This window comes from Kitasatospora sp. NEAU-69 (genome assembly GCF_057158765.1).
In genome coordinates this window covers 26850-41946 of sequence record NZ_JBWXUE010000022.1, presented here as the reverse complement: position 1 = coordinate 41946, position 15097 = coordinate 26850, and the positions used below count along the sequence as shown (strand labels likewise).

Sequence of the window (15097 nt, the reverse complement as noted above, 5' to 3'; positions counted from 1 at the left end):
CCGATGGTCGCCAGTCCCAACCTGACGCTGACAATCACCCCGCCCGGCGGCTCGCCAACCGACTACACCAACAAGCTGGCCTGGTCGGGGGCGTCCACAACGCCCTCGATCACCCAGAACTTCGGCAGGCAGGGCGACACCGCCACAATGCCGCTGATCGACGAGTACACATCGACGCCGAACTTCTACATCCCCGTGTTGTCGCAGATCAAGCTGGTGGACAACACGATCGGCACCACGCTGTTCGCTGGGGTCGTCAACGACCCCGTCCTGCAGGTCGCAGGCCCCAACAGCAACGAATGGGACCTCGCCTGCACGGACTACACCTACTACGCGGACAACGCCATCGTGCACGGCCAGTTCATCGGCCAGACGGTGGACCAGATCGTGGTCGCACTGACCCAGGCCGCGAGCTGCGGAGTCTCTGCGGCGACGGTCGCGGGCGGCGGATTCGTCGCCCCCGGGCCGCAGCTGGCCAGCTTCGTTCTCAATTACACGACCCTGTCGGCCGCTTGGCGGAAGCTGGCACAGCTCGCCGGGTCGGTGTCGCCGTACGGCTGGTACGTGGACGAGAACCGCAACCTGCACTTCTACGACTCCTCGACCGCGCAGTCGTCGGGCGTCACCTTCACCACGTCGCCAACCGGCAGCGGTCTCGGCTCGGCCAGTGAGGGCCACTTCCTCCTCGGTTCCCAGTTCGGCTACGAGTGGGACGGCAAATCGATCCGGAACCGGATCCTGGTGCAGGGTGCCAACCAGACCGTCAACTACGGCGCCACCACGGCAGCCCCGACGGACACGTGGCAGGCCGACGGCACCGCGATGGCGTGGCCCCTGAGATACACGGTCACAGGCTCGCCGGTCCTGCAGGTCGGCGGGGTCACCACCCCAGTGACGGTCGTGCAGGCCGGCTCGGCGGGAACCGGCACATGGCAGATCGTGCAGAACGCGATCGGCGGCTGGTCGCTGGCGAACACGGTGTCGGCCCCACCCGCCGGCGTAGTGATCCGAATTTGGTACAACTACCAAGTCCCAGTGGTCGCACAGGCCAACGACTACCCGTCGCAAACCGCGTACGCGGGCCCGAACGGCGGCGTCTTCACCGAGTACATCTCCGACTCCAGTCTGACAACGGTGCCGATGGCACTCGCCCGAGCGATGCGCGAACGCACCGAGTACGCATTCGCCGCGGAACGCATCGTCTTCACCACCGACGAATCGTGGATCGGCTGGGTCCGCTCCGGTCAGACCTGCACGATCGTCAACCGGTTCATCCCCGACGCGGAGACCAGCTACAGCTGGGGCATCAACGACACGTTCATCGTCATCGGCAACTCGATCAGCTTCGGCGCCGGCGGCTACCGGCAGTGCTCGATCACCGCCGTACGCCTGTAGGGAGGAGACGCGAATGCCCGGCGTCCTACGGCCCTACACCCTGATCGATGTACTCGGCACACTCAACGAGCAGAACCAGGCACTCGGCGCCAACGATGTTGTCAACGGCCTGGGCGACTTCGGCGAGGTTGACGAGACCATCCCCATCACTGATGCGGCCACGGCCACCCTACAGCTCAACGCCGCGTGGGATCAGGGACAGTGGGGGTCGGTCACATGGGGATAGTCGCTGACGGATCCTTCCGCATCAAGGGGCGACTGACGCTGGAGGTCGTACGCCCGGACGGCACAGTGCGAGACCGCCGCGAGGGCGACAACATCATGTGCACCGCCGGGCTGACCGTGCTGGCGCAGGCGCTCGTGTGGTCTGGGATCCAGGATCAGGCCACTAACCTCGGTGTCACAACCCCGAGTTACCTGACCCCGCTCTGGGGGGCAGTGGGAAGCGGATCAGGTACGGTCGCGGCGAGCGACGTCGCCCTCTTCAGCGAGCTGTCGCGGCAGACGGTGGGTGCGGGCGCATCCTCTCCAGCGACAGCATCGATCGCCGCGGCGACGACCTGGTTGTTCTACTTCCCCAGCCCGCCAACGACATGGACCGTCACCGAAGCTGGGCTCTTCGCCAACGGCAGCTCCAATCCGGCGACGGTAGCGACCGCCGGCACCCTGATCGACCACTGGAGCTTCTCCCCTTCGGTCACCGTGCCAACCACGGACACGCTCATCCTCCAGGCGTCTTTCTCGATCACCTAGGAGGCTCCGGTGGCCGTCACACCGCCCTGGCTCGCCGCGACCAGCGGATCCGCCGCACAAGCCGGCCAGATCAACCAGCTCCTCGGCACGCACGCCGCAACGATCCTCTACGCCGCAACGCAGCGCGCCGCTCAGGCGACCGCAGGATCCACCAGCACAAGCACCAACGGCCTCTACCTCGCGCAGTCGTTCGCGACCGCAGCAGGGCAGACTGCCGTCGGCTACGTCAGCATCCCGGTCACCACCACAACAGCCAGCGGGGCCAGCCTCGCCACCACCACGCTCTCCCTGTACGCCAACTCGGCAGGGGCCCCGACCGGGAGCGCACTGGTCTCCACGACACTCACCGCGGAGTACGCCTACCAAGCCAGTGGCGCCGGCACCGCAACCGTCACCGTCATCTACCCGCTCCCCGCTACTGGGCTGACGGCCAGCACCACGTATTGGCTCGTCCTCGCCGCAGCTGGCAACGCGTCGCATTCCTACTCGTGGTACCGCTCCAACCAGACCTCGGGCGCCTCCACCAGCACCACCGGCACGGGATCGTGGACAGCACAGACATACGGTTTCAAGTACGCAATCTTCGACCAGACCGCGTCCGGTCTCCTGACCGCAACATGGGAGGACGCCGGCGCCCGCTGGACGACCATGACGTACGTCAACCCGAACGAACTCGGCAGCCTGGCGGAATACACGGCCGGGCAGACCGCGGCGGGCTACCTGCAGTCCTACCGCACCATCACGTACACCAACGGCGCTGTGACAGGGGTGGCGTAGATGGCGAATACGCTGGAATTGCTGAACGCGACCCGTACCTCGTACCGAGACAACCTGCCGACGGCAACGCTGTACCAGACGTCGCCCCAGTCGATCACGTCGAGCACGATCACACCGGTCCAGTTCGGTGCGGCGACCGGCGACAACTGGGCGGGCTGGTCATCCGGGTCGAACACCCGTTACACCGTGCAGGTTGCGGGGGTGTACTTGGTCACCGGGCTTGTGCTGTTCAACCTGACGACGGGATCTGGCGTCATCATCTCGTTGCTGGAGAAGAACGGCACCGAGCTGACTCCCTGCCAGAACCAGTTGCCGGTCGTTGCAACCGGGACCCAGTCGATCATCACGCCGCCGATGGTCGTCACCGCCGCGGTCGGCGACTACTTCCAGCTCGGCGCCTATCAGACCACCGGTGGTGCCCAGAACACGTACGCCAGCGGCATGATGGCCAGCTACATGACCGTCGTCTGGCTGAGGAACCAGTAGATGCCAACGACACCCTCATGGGAAGCCGCCCGCAACGGCCTGCCGGGCAGCCTCGACGCCACTAACCACGCCGGCCAGGTCGGCCAGTTCCTCGGCGCCCACAACATCACCACGGCGTACGACACCGGGCGATTCATCCTTCCCTTCGGCGGCGCAAACCTCACCTGGGTCAACTACAGCAACCAGACGGATCTCTCCCAGCGATTCACCGTCCCCAGCGGTGTAGGGACCTCCGTTGTCCGCGCCTCACTGCCTCTGCTGCCATCAGGCAACGGGGCCGACGTCCTCGTCTCGCTCTACCCCGACAACAGCGGCTCACCGGACACGACGAACCTCCTCGCATCGACGATGCTGCCGGCCGCATGGATCAACGCACTCGCGGCACCGAACGGCGTCGCCAACGGCGGCCCGTTGGCAACATCCAGGTCCAACACCTACATGGGCTCGGGCGGCTATCAGTCCCAGCCGTGGGCCGGGCCGGTCGGCGACTCCACGGGCGTCGCGCAGAACTCCTCGGTGGCATCATCCGGCAACTACATGATCACTGCCGGTGGTACCACCAGCGCCGGCGTCGTTCCGGTCGTCAACACGATCCCCTACCTGGGCGGCACGTCCATGGGTCGCGGGATCCCGCAGCCGCCGCTACCCGCCGCCACGTACTACGGGATGCTGGCCGCAACCAGCGACTCCCTGGTGTACGCCGGCGGCCTGACCACACCCACGGGAGTGACCCCGACCGCCAACGTGTGGGTGGCCAGTTGGGACTCCAACACGGGCGCCGTTGGCAGCTGGAGTTCCCAGACGGCCCTGCCTACCGCCGTCTATGCGGCCGGGGTGACCGCCTCAGGCAGCACCATGTACGTGATCGGCGGAACCACCGGCTCCGCCGTGCAGTCCACTGTTTACTACGCGACCGTCACAAACGGGCAGATCAGCTCCTGGAACATCGGCCCGGCGCTTCCAGCGGCGCTGGCCGCGACGATGTGCACAGCCGTGAATGGCTGGCTTGTCGTCGTGGGCGGCAACACTTCCCCCACCGTGTCGGTGAGCGGGGCGACCATCGTCAGTACGTCGTACTTCGCGAAGATCCAGCCCGACGGCTCATTGTCCGCATGGCAGTCGGGCGCGGGCACGCAGCCGGTAGCGTCGTATGCGCCCGGCTGGGATGTCACCCGCACGGACAGTGCCGCCATATTCGTGGGGGGCTTCGCCGGTTCAGGGGCATACAGTCAGTTCGTTCAGGTGTGGTCGATCGATTCCAACGGGCCCGGAACGATCATCCAGTTCTTCGACTGGCGGGAAGCCGGGGTCGAGATGGTCGGGGCCTTCTCAACCGGAACGCCCGGACAGTGGCTGCTCGTCAACACGAACATCCCCGACTCGGAATACTTCTACACGACCCTGACTCCGGTTCCATGGATCTCAGTGCCACTCGCCGCCACCCTCACCACCGGCGCCACCTACCATGTCGTGCTCCAGCAGAGACAGACAGGAAGCCCCGGAGATCACGTCTCGTTCGGACTACTCGATGGCAGCCCCATAGGGCCCGACGCCCTCAAGTCGCCGCGACACTCCGGCACGTGGACCAGCGCGCTGGGATCCGGCTGGGGCATGCCGATCACGGTGTACAACAACCAGCCGATCAAGAGGCCACCGATTGGGACATGGGAGGATCCGGCTGGCACTGGTAGCAACTACACGAGCAATCTGGCGTCCCGAATCAGCCTGACGGTCCTCAATTGGCAGTTCCTGCCGGTCGGGTACCTGGAGTCAAGTCTCCTACCGAACGAGCCGCTCAACTCCAATCCGACGTTCACCGCCGGCACGAGCCCGTGGGTCGCGCACAACGGCGCCCTTTCGCAGTCCTCGGCACAGGTCCACGGCGGCTTCCCGTTCTCCGGACTTCTGACCCCCTCTGGCGGTACGGCAACCGCCAGCGCCACCTCTGAGCTCGTGCCCATCCAGGCCGTGTACCCGCTTTGGTCGAACGGGCAGTGGTACCAGGTCAACGGCTGGCTGTACTCACCAACCGGATGGTCGTCGGTGAGCCTGTCGGTGGACTGGTACGACGCCACATCGACGTACATCTCGACGAGCAGCAACACCGTTGCGCTCGCCGCGGCGACGTGGACGAACCTCGTCAATACCTTCCAGCCGCCAACCACCGCGGCCTTTGCATCGATCAACGTGACCGAGTCCGGCACTCCCGCAGGCACGAACACCCTGTACCTGTCGAATGTGACGCTCACTCTCTCCCTAGAGCTGACAGCCTCGCTTGCCGCAGTCTCCGAGATCACCTATGCCGGTGGCACGTGGCCACCGATCAGCATCACCCAACTCGCCTGAGCCCAACATTCAAGCCCCCGCCACGGCGGGGGCTTTCGCATGCCCGGAGGCATCGCATGACCAGCCCCCACCCGCTCGGCCGTTTGGTCGAGCACGACCCCCGCAGTCTCGCATTCGCGCACGGCGTTCTGCCCAAGTCGGCGATCAGCAGTGTCTCCTGGACGCGCCGGGCACCGATCCTCGATCAGGGCCAGCTCGGCTCGTGCACCGGAAACGCAGGCACCGGGGCCCTCGGCACGGACTCGGCCGGCCGAACCGCATCAACGAGCGTGACCATCGGCACCACGGGTGCGGCAGCCAGCCACGGCCTGTTCACGGCCGGCTCACACACCCTGGACGAGGCCTTCGCGGTCGCCCTCTACTCACTGGCAACGCTGCTAGACAGCATCCCCGGCCAGTACCCTCCCACCGACACCGGCTCGTCGGGGATCGGAGTCGCGAAGGCCCTGCAAGCCCTCGGCCTCGCAACGTCCTACACGCACGCGTTCTCGATCGCAGCCCTCAACTCCGCCCTGCAGAGTGGCCCGGTCCTCATCGGCATTGAGTGGCTCAACTCGATGTTCGACCCGGCGGCAGACGGCCGGATCCCCGTCGATCAGGCGAGCGGCATCGCCGGTGGCCACGAGCTGGAGCTGTGCCGGTACGACGCCACCGCGGGCGAGTACTGGATCGCCAACTCGTGGGGCACGTCATGGGGACAGGCTGGCTACGGCTACCTGACGACCGCAGACCTCACCTGGCTGCTCTCCCAGCAGGGCGACGTCACCGTCCCCGCCTGGACCGCAGCGCCCGCGCCGACCCCCACGCCAACCCCGGCGCCGGCCTCAGTGGACGCCGCGTTCGCCGCCGCCGCGCACACCTGGCTGACCGCAAAGGGGCTGTGATGGCCCTTCCTGATCTGAGCGCGCTCGATGGCCACAGGGCTGGCGGCTTTCCCGGGTACGAGCCGAACCTGCGCGACTTCTACTCGCCGGTCGATGACGTCCACGGCGTTCTGCTGGACCTGATCAAGTCGGCTACCAGCAGCCTGGTGCTCGCGCAGTACGGCTTCGACGACGACGAGCTCGCCGACGCGCTGCACGAGAAGCTGATCGATGAGCGGGTGTTCGTGCAGTTGACGCTCGATAGCTCACAGGCCGGCGGGGTCCATGAGCGCGTCCTGCTGGCTCGTGAGTCGTATCCGGCGAGCAGCGTCGCGGTCGGCCGGTCCGAGAAGGGCGCGATCCAGCATCTCAAGCTTCTGATCATCGACGGCAAGGACGTCGTCACGGGCTCAACGAACTGGTCGGCCAGCGGGGAGACGCTGCAGGACAACCACCTGGTCGTGATCCGGGACAGCGAGGTCGCGGCCCGCGCGCGGGCCCGCGTGGACGTAATCCATCACCAGATGCTGCAGGCCGCGGAACGGAAGGCGGTGCCCCGATGAAGCCGCACTTCGGCACGACACGAACGGGCCACGACGTCCACCTCCGAACGGTTGACCATCATCCGGCGGCGACCCACTACCAGCGGCTGAACAAGGCCCTGGCCGTGTGGATCACGAGTCACGTTGGCACGATGACCTGCTTCTGGGCGTTCACCGTGCTCGCGCTCCTCAGCCTCCCGGCGACGCTGCACCTGATGGGCATGCACGTTCCGCTCGTGCCGGCGTACATGCTGACGCTCGGGTTCATCTACCTGATCACGTGGGTCTGCCAGAACTACATCCAGCTCGTGCTCCTGCCTGCGTTGATGGTGGGCCAGAACCTGCAGAACGAAGCGAACGACGCCAGGTCGGCGAAGACCTTCGAGGACGTCGAAGCGGTGCGCGGCCTCCTGCAGTCCGTGGCCGACCACCTCGGCGTGAGTGCGGCTGACGTCCCGAAGAGCGGGGACTGACGTGGGCATCTACGGTCAGGATTGGTCGAGTTACCAGTCCGCGCAGCCGGACACGACGGGCCTCTCCTTCGCCTTCGTGAAGGTCACGCAGGGGCTGACGTATGTGAACCCCGAGTGGACCGCGCAGCGCGACCACGCTCGCGGGGCAGGTCTCATTGTGGGGTACTACCACTATCCGAACATGGCCGGCTCGCCGCAGGCCGAGGCGGATCGCTTCCTCTCCCTGGCTCAGCCGGCCGCAGGTGAGCTGCTGTGCCTGGATTGGGAGGGCTACGACGCGGCCAACTCCCAGGTTTCGCACGCAACTCAGCTGGCCTACAAGGAGGCGTGGCTTCGGTACGTCAAGGCGCAGCAGCCGAGCCTTCCGGTCGGCCTGTACTGTCCGACTGACTACTGGAACAACATCGACACCACCGGGTACGTCCAGGACTACCTGTGGATCGCGACCGCGGGTCTGCCAGCCGGGCAGCCGGGGATCCGGGCGAATTGGCTCTTCCACCAGTTCTCGGACTCCGGCAGCGCGGACCAGGACTACTGCCCGCTCGGCTCCACGACTGAACTGCGTTCTTGGGCGCTGTCGTTCCAGCCGCCCCCTCCCCCGCCGCCCGCGCCTGTTCCGGTGCCGCAGCCGCTCGACCGGCGCCGTCTGGACGAGGAAGTCCGCTAACCACCCTCAGCCCCGCCGTCGTGCGGGGCTTTCGCATGTCTGGAGGTGAGCGCGTTGGCGCTCGTCATAGGAACCGTCCCGTCCGGATTCGTAGCGGATGACCGTAGTCACGCCGTGGTGATCCCGCTGCCGCCGCAGAACGGCGGCGCAGTCGGCTGGGGCGGAGTCTTCTTCAGTTTCGCTGCAGACTTCGCCGACGCCGTTCTGCGGGTCGCGGTCTACAACACGAACGCCAAGTCGTGGCGGATCATCGACCAGCTCAAGGTGCCCGCCTTGGGCGACCGGGTCGGCGTGCAGATCGACGACGGCGATCAGAAGGTCTCCGTCGGCCGCGTCAAGGCCGGTGCCAGCGACCCCGGGAACACGCCGGTGAGTTGGATGATCGAGGCGACCCTGCATGCCTGACGGCCTCGCCGCGGCACACAACGACTGACCGAAGGGGCCGAGCGTGGCCGACGATCTGACCCTGGGGGAGCTCGGCCGCCGACTGGAAGCCGCGCTGAGTGACATCAAAGACGATGTCCACCAGCTCGGGGCCCGGCTCGACGGCAAAGTCAGCGCGGACGTCCTGCGACTGGAACAGGCCGCGCAGGACGAGCGGCACAACGCGCTACTGGAGCAGGTGAAGGCGATCCGGGCGCAGCTGGATTCGGATGCCAAGCGCCTGTTGGAGACCCGGCGTTGGCTCGTCGGGGTTGTGGTCGTGCCGATCCTGGCCGTGCTGATCCCACTGTTGGCCACGAGGGGGAAGTTGTTGTGATCGATCTGCACCCACGTCGGCGTGGCGATCTGCTGGCCCTTGTGATCATCCTCGGGGCGTCGGCTTTACTCGCGTGGGTGGTCCTGACGATGATCCGCATGGGTGCCGATCTGACATCGCAGGAGCAGGCGCGTGACGCGCTGGCACGGCAGGTGCAGCAGATGGGCGGTGAGCCAGTGGCCGGTCCGCCGGGGTCGCGCGGGGATCCCGGTCATGCCGGGCCTGCGGGTCCACCGGGTGATCCGGGTGCTCCTGGTAGCGAGGGCCCGTCGGGTCCTGCCGGGCCGTCTGGTCCTGCCGGCGCGAGCGGATCTCCTGGCCCCGCGGCGTCGTCGGTGGCCGGTCCTTCGGGGCCTCCCGGGCCGTCGGGTTCGCCTGGTGTGCGTGGCTCCGATTCGACTGTGTCCGGGCCGATGGGTTCGCCAGGGGTTCCTGGGCCGAGCGGTCAGCCGGGAAGTCCCGGGCCGATAGGCCCGGCTGGTCCGACGGGGCCCGCAGGTGCCCCCGGAGCAGCCGGGGCGCCTGGCCAGAACGGCGCGGCGGGACAGCCTCCAGCCGGCTGGCAGTTCACCACTGGCGGCACGTCATACGTATGCAGTCGCGCGCAGAACTTCGACCCGTCCAACCCCCAGTACACGTGCGCGGCGCAGCAGTCCGCGCAGGATCCCTCTCCCGCACCGTCAACCACGTCGCCGCTGCCGCCCGGTCTGCGGCGGCGCACCTGAGCCCCGCCCCGGCCGACATGGCCAGGGCGGGGCGCTTCGTCATGCCCAGATACAGAAAGGGCCCGCCGGAGCGGGCCCTTACCTGAGTTCCCCCCGCGAAGAGGGGGTACCGTTCCCAGTGTCGAGCCAGGAACGGAGTTCAGTATGCCCCACCACGGGCCGGAGCACACCGGCAAGCGAATCGCCTACTACCGAAAACTGCGACACCTGAGCCAGCACCGCCTCGCCGCCCTAGCGCACATCTCCTACAGTGCGCTGACGAAGATCGAGCAGGGCGACCGGACCGCTACCCCAGCCGTCCTTGCAGCCATCGCGCGAGCCCTGCGCGTGACTGTCGCAGAGCTGACTGGCCAGCCGTACCTGGCCGAGCTTCAACACGACCAGCTGGATGTGCTGATGCATCCGATCCGCGAGGCCCTGGAGGTGTACGACCTCGGCGTAGACCCGGAGATCGCTCCACGTCCTCTGGCTGACCTGGCGGCGCACGCCGAGGCTGTGTGTGCTGCGGTGCGCGAGACCCGGCTCAAGGACGTGGCGAGTCAACTGCCGGCGCTGCTCCTGGAGGTGACAAGCGCGGCGCATGCCCAGCCGTCCACGGAGGCGTGGACCGTGCTGGCCAGCGTCTACCGAACGAGCTACGACGTGGCGACCAAGCTGGGTTACCACGATCTGTGCACGATCGCGTTGGACCGGATGGCGTGGGCCGCGGACCGGGCGAGCGACCCGGTGGTGGCCGGGGTCCGCCAGTACCTGCGGTCGCTGGCCTACCTGCGGTCAGGGCAGTACCGCACCGGTCAGCGGCTGGTGACGGCGGGGCTGGGGATACTGGAGCAGGCCGAGGCCGGCCGGGTGAGGGACGTGGCAGTCGGTCAGCTGCATCTGGGGGCGGCGGTGATAGCTGCCCGGGCACAGGACGGGGAGCTGGCCGAGAGGCACCTGGCCATCGCGGAGCGGCAGGCGGAGATGACGGGCCCGGCGGAGCGCGTGCACTGGCTCTCGTTTGGGCCGGTGAATGCGGCGACGCACCGGGTGAGCGTCCTATCGGAGCTGGGCCGGTTCGAGGAGGCAGTGAGCGCAACTGCCGGTGTGCGCGTGCCGGATACGTGGCCAGCGTCGCGGAGGGCCCATCACCTGGCGGAGTTGGCGCACGCCCAGTTGCAGGCGGGGCAGACGGAGGCGGCGCACCGAAGTCTGGTGGGGGCCCGCGCGGTTGCACCACAGCAGACGCGCTTCCAGCCGCTGGTGCGGTCGACGATTGACGGGCTGCTGGCGGCGCGGCGTGCGGCGCCGGATTCGCTGACGAGCCTGGCGGCGTGGGTCGGTCTCTGACGATTCGTCAAGACCCCGGAACTACCACAAAACTGTGGTAGTTCCGGGGTTCTGCATTGCCGACACTCTTGCTGTCAGTAGTTCTGCGACTACAGGAGCAGGAGTTGGCTGTGACGGCGAAGCGTCCCACCACCAACACTCGACCGCCCCGCACACCCCAGGATCTCGCCAGGCGCCGAGACCTGCTCGATGCCGCGTCGGGCATGCTTGGCTACACGGGCCCCATCACCACCCCCGGGCCGATCCAGGGCGGACGCCGTGGCCGACACCAGTAGCGCAACCGCCGCGTCGCGGCGCCCGACAGCGACTCCGGTCAGCGGCTACTGCGGTGGCGACAACCCGCAGCACCAGATGTGCACCGGCAACCTGCAGATCGACAACGGCGACTGGGTCTACTGCCAGTGCCCGTTGCTCAGCTGCCCCTGCAACTACAACGCGATCGAGGAGAGCAACCGGTGACCGCCCGTCTGCCGGAGCCCGGCGACGAGGTCATCGACGGCCCAACCGGCCTGCCCGCGATCGTGCAGGACGTGGAGCAGGACACCGTCTGGCTCCGCAGGCCGGATGGTGGTGTCGAGTGGACGCGTCACCGTCGTGACGTCCAGCTCGCGCCGGTTCCCGAGGTGGCGACGTGACCGACACCGAGCTGCCAGCCCTCGGCTGGACACTCCACCGACCATACTCGCAGGACACCGTCGGCCCCGACCTGGTGCGCGTCGCCGAGGCCGTCCAGCAGCACATCGCCGCTGGTATCACCAGCCGCGACGACCTCACCCGGCTCCTCGCGCTCCTCACCTTGCTGGCCAAGCTTGGGGAACGCGCCGAGATCGAGACCGACGAACAGCGCAGGAGGATCGATGAACGGCCAAGACGTCGCCGCCCCCGCTGAGCCGGCACGCTGCGACGAGTGCGGGCGCCTCGTGACGGCGGAGCAGCAGGCCCGAGCCGGCTTCGACTACTCGGCCGCGACCGACGCCCGCATACTCCTCGGCCGGCACCGGCAGGCCGCGCACCAGGCACTGAGCAGCCGCCCCTAAGTTGCCGCCCGGCCCCGATCACCCCCCGTCCGGGCCGGGCGGCACGTCCTCGTCGCGGAAGAGGCGCCAAGACGGAACCCCGAGAGCGGTAGCAATACGTGCAGCAATGTCAATCGAGATCGCGTGCACCCCATTCTCGGCCCGACTGATCGTGCGGTGGTCAAGTCCAACAATCACAGCAAGCTCCACCTGCGACAGGCCCCGCGACTTACGGATCTGGCGAATGCGACAGCCGACCTCCCAGCGATGGCGTTGTAGTTCCTCGGGGAGATCATCTTTGGGCACCCGTCAACGGTCAAGGCCTCCGACCTGCCGAGTCTTTGCCATCAGTGGCAAATTTTTTCAGGGACGCAAAGGTGTACTGCCCTCCGGACTGCGGTAGATGACTGTGCGTGGCCTAACGCCAACGGGGTGAAAGTTACCCAAACCGTGACAATCGAAAGTTCAAGGCCGAACGAACTTTCGATATGGTCGTCGCGATCACACCAGCACCGCAACTGCGGACGCTCATGACCACCCCTCCCCCCGATCCGGATGCCCCCTCCATCCGGATCGCCCCATGCGCCCTGCCCATCCAGTCCCCCAGGCGGATGGCAGGGTCGAACCGAGCCTCGACTGCCGTGGACGCACGCGGTCGAGGCTCGGCGCATTTGGTGAGTGCCAGGCAGCCCACCCGATCCGGCAAGCCGAGGCCGCAAGCCCAGCGCGCCCGCCAGTGGTGCGTGATGACACGTCATCACCGCGGGCCACCTGGGACCCCTGAAGGCATCCGCTGACACGGGATGACATACCCGTTTGGGCAGGTGAGGGCATCGTCGCAGGTCAAGCCTATGTAACAAATTGGGTTCGAGTCCCGTCACTCACCCCAGAGCCTGGAGGGCCTGATCTCATTGAGATCAGGCCCTCCAGGCGTTTTCGCGTTCTGCGACTCGGGTCGGCCGACCCGGCGTCATGTCGACGCCGCGTCAGCGCGTCGGCGGAAAGTTCTCGGCAGATCCCCCTGCCCGAAGAAGCTACCGGCAAGTAACATCATCCCCATGACCTCGACCTCATCCTCGATCGGCGAGCTGCTGACCGCCACCGTCCCGATGGTTCGCACGCTGAAGCTCGCGTACCTGGAGACCACCGCGGAGCGGGCCGTCCTGCAGCTCCCCGACCAGCCGGAGTACCGCAACCACGTGGGCGGGCCGCACGCCGGTGCGATGTTCACGCTGGGCGAGTCGGCCAGCGGTTGCATCGTGCTGGCCGCCTTCGGCGACCAGCTCTCGCGGGCCGTTCCGCTGCCCGTCACCGCCGAGATCGCCTACAAGAAGGTGGCGAAGGGCGACGTGACCGCCACCGCGACGCTGGGCCGCCCGGTCGCGGAGATCGTGGCCGAGCTGGACGAGGGCAAGCGCCCCGAGTTCCCGGTCAGCGTGGAGATCACCCGTGAGGACGGCGCCGTCACGGGCGTGATGACCGTGATCTGGACGCTGCGCCCCAACTCCTGAGCTCTGCTCGATCGCACGAAGGCCCGCGCGTACGGCGGGCTGCTCGCAGGGGTCCGCGGGCGGGATGACCGGTACGTCGTCAGATCGACCGGAAGTCGTCGCCGTCAACGGGGCGGGTCCGCCCGCGTGACCTCCTGGTGAGGCCGGTCGTTCTCCCCTCACGTGCGAGCCAATCACACGTTTCCCGCGTCCGAGCCGTCTCCTGCCGCCCGGCCCGCGCGGCCGCCGGGGCCGCCGGGGCCGCACGGGCCGGGCGGACCAGACGGTGGGCGGCCGCCGGCACACCGGCTGCGGACACCGAGATCGCGCGCACTCGCTGCCGGTGGGGCGGTGCTGGCCCAGTTATGGGGACTGGGCATCGGGGTGAACAGCGCCGGCGCCGCGACCGGTCAGCCGCCGCATCAGACGGTCCGCGCGGTGCGCACCACGCGGTCGGCCACGCCACCCGTGAGCAGTGGCCGTAGCGCCAGGCGGTCCGACGCGCCGTCAGGGGGATCCGGCGCAAAGGGTGGGGCTGGTGGTTTGACGGGGATCGCCGATGGTGTCGGCGTGCTGGAACCGCCGGGGCCGAACGGCGGGAGCAGTAACGGCACCGGCAGCGGCAGCGTCGATGAACTGCTGCAGAGCCGGATCCGGGCCGGCGATCTGCCGCTTCCCGGCCAGGCGACGACGGTGCCGGACGCGTTCGCGATCGCGGCGGTTCTGCTGCCGGCCGTCCCAGCACAGTCGCAGGGGCAGTCGCGGCCCGCAGGTGATCAGCAGAGCTCCGTCGACTCCGGCACGGTGGGCGGGCGTCCCGATGCGGCTGCTGTGGGCGGCGCGAGTGGCGTGACCGGTGCGAAGGGTGAGTGGGGCGGCCGGGGCCGGGACGGCCTCGGCGGCCCGTCCGGGGGTGGTGGCAGCGGCGCGGCGGACGGTACGGCGGAGCCGGGCGGCGGTCGGATCAGCGCGGGCGGCGCCGTGAGCGGTCCGGTGGGTGGGGCGGCTGATGGTGCGCCGATTGACGGGGTGTCTGCCGAGACCGCCTCGGACACCGCGCTCGCCGCCCGTAGTACGGCGCTCTCCGCCTCCCGGGACAGCGAGCGTCCGGGGGTCGGTGCGGTCCGGCTCGGCGGCTCACCTGGTTCGGGGGCCGCTGCCGGGTCGGCGGCGAACGATGCGGGCCCGGCCGCGCTGGGCGTGGGGGCGGGGGCCGAGGAGCAGCTCGCGGCCCGTGCTGCGGCCGGACCGCTGGCGGCGACGGGTTCGGCGGACGCGGTGCTGATCCCGATCGCGGCCGGGCTGCTGCTCACCGGTGCGGCGATGTACAAGCACCGCGGCCTGCCACGCGGGCACTGAGCGGGCGCCGGTAGGTGCCGGTAGGTGCCGGTAGGTGCCGGTAGGTGCCGGTAGGTGCCGGTAGGTGCCGAGCACGCACTGACCGTGGGGTCGTGCGGTCGTGGGGTGGCGGCGCG

The 15097-nt window shown here is 68.2% G+C and carries 20 protein-coding genes; 19 read left to right on the top strand and 1 reads right to left on the bottom strand.

Annotated elements, in window-relative coordinates:
- Nucleotides 1-3 precede the first annotated feature (3 nt).
- The 17 genes from AC060L_RS24200 to AC060L_RS24120 all read left to right on the top strand — a co-directional run bounded on the left by AC060L_RS24200 (nucleotide 4) and on the right by AC060L_RS24120 (nucleotide 12153).
- A complete protein-coding gene (locus tag AC060L_RS24200) occupies nucleotides 4-1395 on the top strand; it encodes a hypothetical protein (protein WP_483800989.1) in 1392 nt (463 codons plus the stop codon).
- 13 nt (nucleotides 1396-1408) lie between these two features.
- Complete coding sequence (locus tag AC060L_RS24195; protein WP_483800988.1) at nucleotides 1409-1621, top strand: hypothetical protein; 213 nt, start codon at nucleotides 1409-1411, stop codon at nucleotides 1619-1621.
- On the top strand, nucleotides 1612-2148 hold the full coding sequence (locus AC060L_RS24190; protein ID WP_483800987.1) for a hypothetical protein: 537 nt from the start codon (nucleotides 1612-1614) through the stop codon (nucleotides 2146-2148). Before AC060L_RS24195 ends, AC060L_RS24190 begins: the two co-directional genes overlap by 10 nt.
- Nucleotides 2149-2157: 9 nt before the next feature.
- Nucleotides 2158-2925, top strand: a complete 768-nt coding sequence (locus AC060L_RS24185) for a hypothetical protein (protein WP_483800986.1) — start codon at nucleotides 2158-2160, stop codon at nucleotides 2923-2925.
- Complete coding sequence (locus AC060L_RS24180; RefSeq protein ID WP_483800985.1) at nucleotides 2926-3411, top strand: hypothetical protein; 486 nt, start codon at nucleotides 2926-2928, stop codon at nucleotides 3409-3411.
- The gene (locus AC060L_RS24175) at nucleotides 3412-5757 is read left to right on the top strand and encodes a Kelch repeat-containing protein (RefSeq protein WP_483800984.1); all 2346 of its coding nucleotides are present in this window, start codon (nucleotides 3412-3414) and stop codon (nucleotides 5755-5757) included.
- 56 nt (nucleotides 5758-5813) lie between these two features.
- Complete coding sequence (locus AC060L_RS24170) at nucleotides 5814-6641, top strand: C1 family peptidase (protein WP_483800983.1); 828 nt, start codon at nucleotides 5814-5816, stop codon at nucleotides 6639-6641.
- Complete coding sequence (locus AC060L_RS24165) at nucleotides 6641-7183, top strand: phospholipase D-like domain-containing protein (protein ID WP_483800982.1); 543 nt, start codon at nucleotides 6641-6643, stop codon at nucleotides 7181-7183. Before AC060L_RS24170 ends, AC060L_RS24165 begins: the two co-directional genes overlap by 1 nt.
- Nucleotides 7180-7635: a hypothetical protein gene (locus AC060L_RS24160; RefSeq protein WP_483800981.1), complete on the top strand. Its 456-nt coding sequence runs from the start codon at nucleotides 7180-7182 to the stop codon at nucleotides 7633-7635. Before AC060L_RS24165 ends, AC060L_RS24160 begins: the two co-directional genes overlap by 4 nt.
- A gap of 1 nt (nucleotide 7636) precedes the next feature.
- Nucleotides 7637-8302 (top strand): glycoside hydrolase family 25 protein, encoded by a 666-nt coding sequence (locus tag AC060L_RS24155; protein WP_483800980.1) that lies wholly within the window; start codon nucleotides 7637-7639, stop codon nucleotides 8300-8302.
- Between the two features lie 114 nt (nucleotides 8303-8416).
- Nucleotides 8417-8707, top strand: coding sequence for a hypothetical protein (locus AC060L_RS24150; RefSeq protein ID WP_483800979.1), 291 nt, complete (start codon nucleotides 8417-8419; stop codon nucleotides 8705-8707).
- 43 nt (nucleotides 8708-8750) lie between these two features.
- Nucleotides 8751-9062, top strand: a complete 312-nt coding sequence (locus AC060L_RS24145) for a hypothetical protein (protein WP_483800978.1) — start codon at nucleotides 8751-8753, stop codon at nucleotides 9060-9062.
- An 869-nt stretch (nucleotides 9063-9931) separates the two neighbouring features.
- Complete coding sequence (locus AC060L_RS24140) at nucleotides 9932-11116, top strand: helix-turn-helix domain-containing protein (protein ID WP_483800977.1); 1185 nt, start codon at nucleotides 9932-9934, stop codon at nucleotides 11114-11116.
- A gap of 258 nt (nucleotides 11117-11374) precedes the next feature.
- Nucleotides 11375-11575 (top strand): hypothetical protein, encoded by a 201-nt coding sequence (locus AC060L_RS24135; RefSeq protein WP_483800976.1) that lies wholly within the window; start codon nucleotides 11375-11377, stop codon nucleotides 11573-11575.
- Nucleotides 11572-11751 (top strand): hypothetical protein, encoded by a 180-nt coding sequence (locus AC060L_RS24130; RefSeq protein ID WP_483800975.1) that lies wholly within the window; start codon nucleotides 11572-11574, stop codon nucleotides 11749-11751. Before AC060L_RS24135 ends, AC060L_RS24130 begins: the two co-directional genes overlap by 4 nt.
- Entirely contained in the window at nucleotides 11748-12005 is a 258-nt protein-coding gene (locus tag AC060L_RS24125) for a hypothetical protein (RefSeq protein WP_483800974.1), read from the top strand. The genes AC060L_RS24130 and AC060L_RS24125 overlap by 4 nt, the downstream gene beginning before the upstream one ends.
- Nucleotides 11974-12153, top strand: a complete 180-nt coding sequence (locus tag AC060L_RS24120; protein ID WP_483800973.1) for a hypothetical protein — start codon at nucleotides 11974-11976, stop codon at nucleotides 12151-12153. The genes AC060L_RS24125 and AC060L_RS24120 overlap by 32 nt, the downstream gene beginning before the upstream one ends.
- A gap of 18 nt (nucleotides 12154-12171) precedes the next feature.
- Here the strand turns inward: AC060L_RS24120 and AC060L_RS24115 are convergent, their stop codons facing one another.
- Nucleotides 12172-12438: a helix-turn-helix transcriptional regulator gene (locus AC060L_RS24115; protein WP_483800972.1), complete on the bottom strand. Its 267-nt coding sequence runs from the start codon at nucleotides 12436-12438 to the stop codon at nucleotides 12172-12174.
- Between the two features lie 752 nt (nucleotides 12439-13190).
- On the opposite strand from AC060L_RS24115, the gene AC060L_RS24110 reads away from it, so the two are divergent.
- A complete protein-coding gene (locus AC060L_RS24110; RefSeq protein ID WP_483800971.1) occupies nucleotides 13191-13643 on the top strand; it encodes a DUF4442 domain-containing protein in 453 nt (150 codons plus the stop codon).
- Between the two features lie 549 nt (nucleotides 13644-14192).
- Nucleotides 14193-14981: a hypothetical protein gene (locus AC060L_RS24105; protein WP_483800970.1), complete on the top strand. Its 789-nt coding sequence runs from the start codon at nucleotides 14193-14195 to the stop codon at nucleotides 14979-14981.
- Nucleotides 14982-15097: the final 116 nt, after the last annotated feature.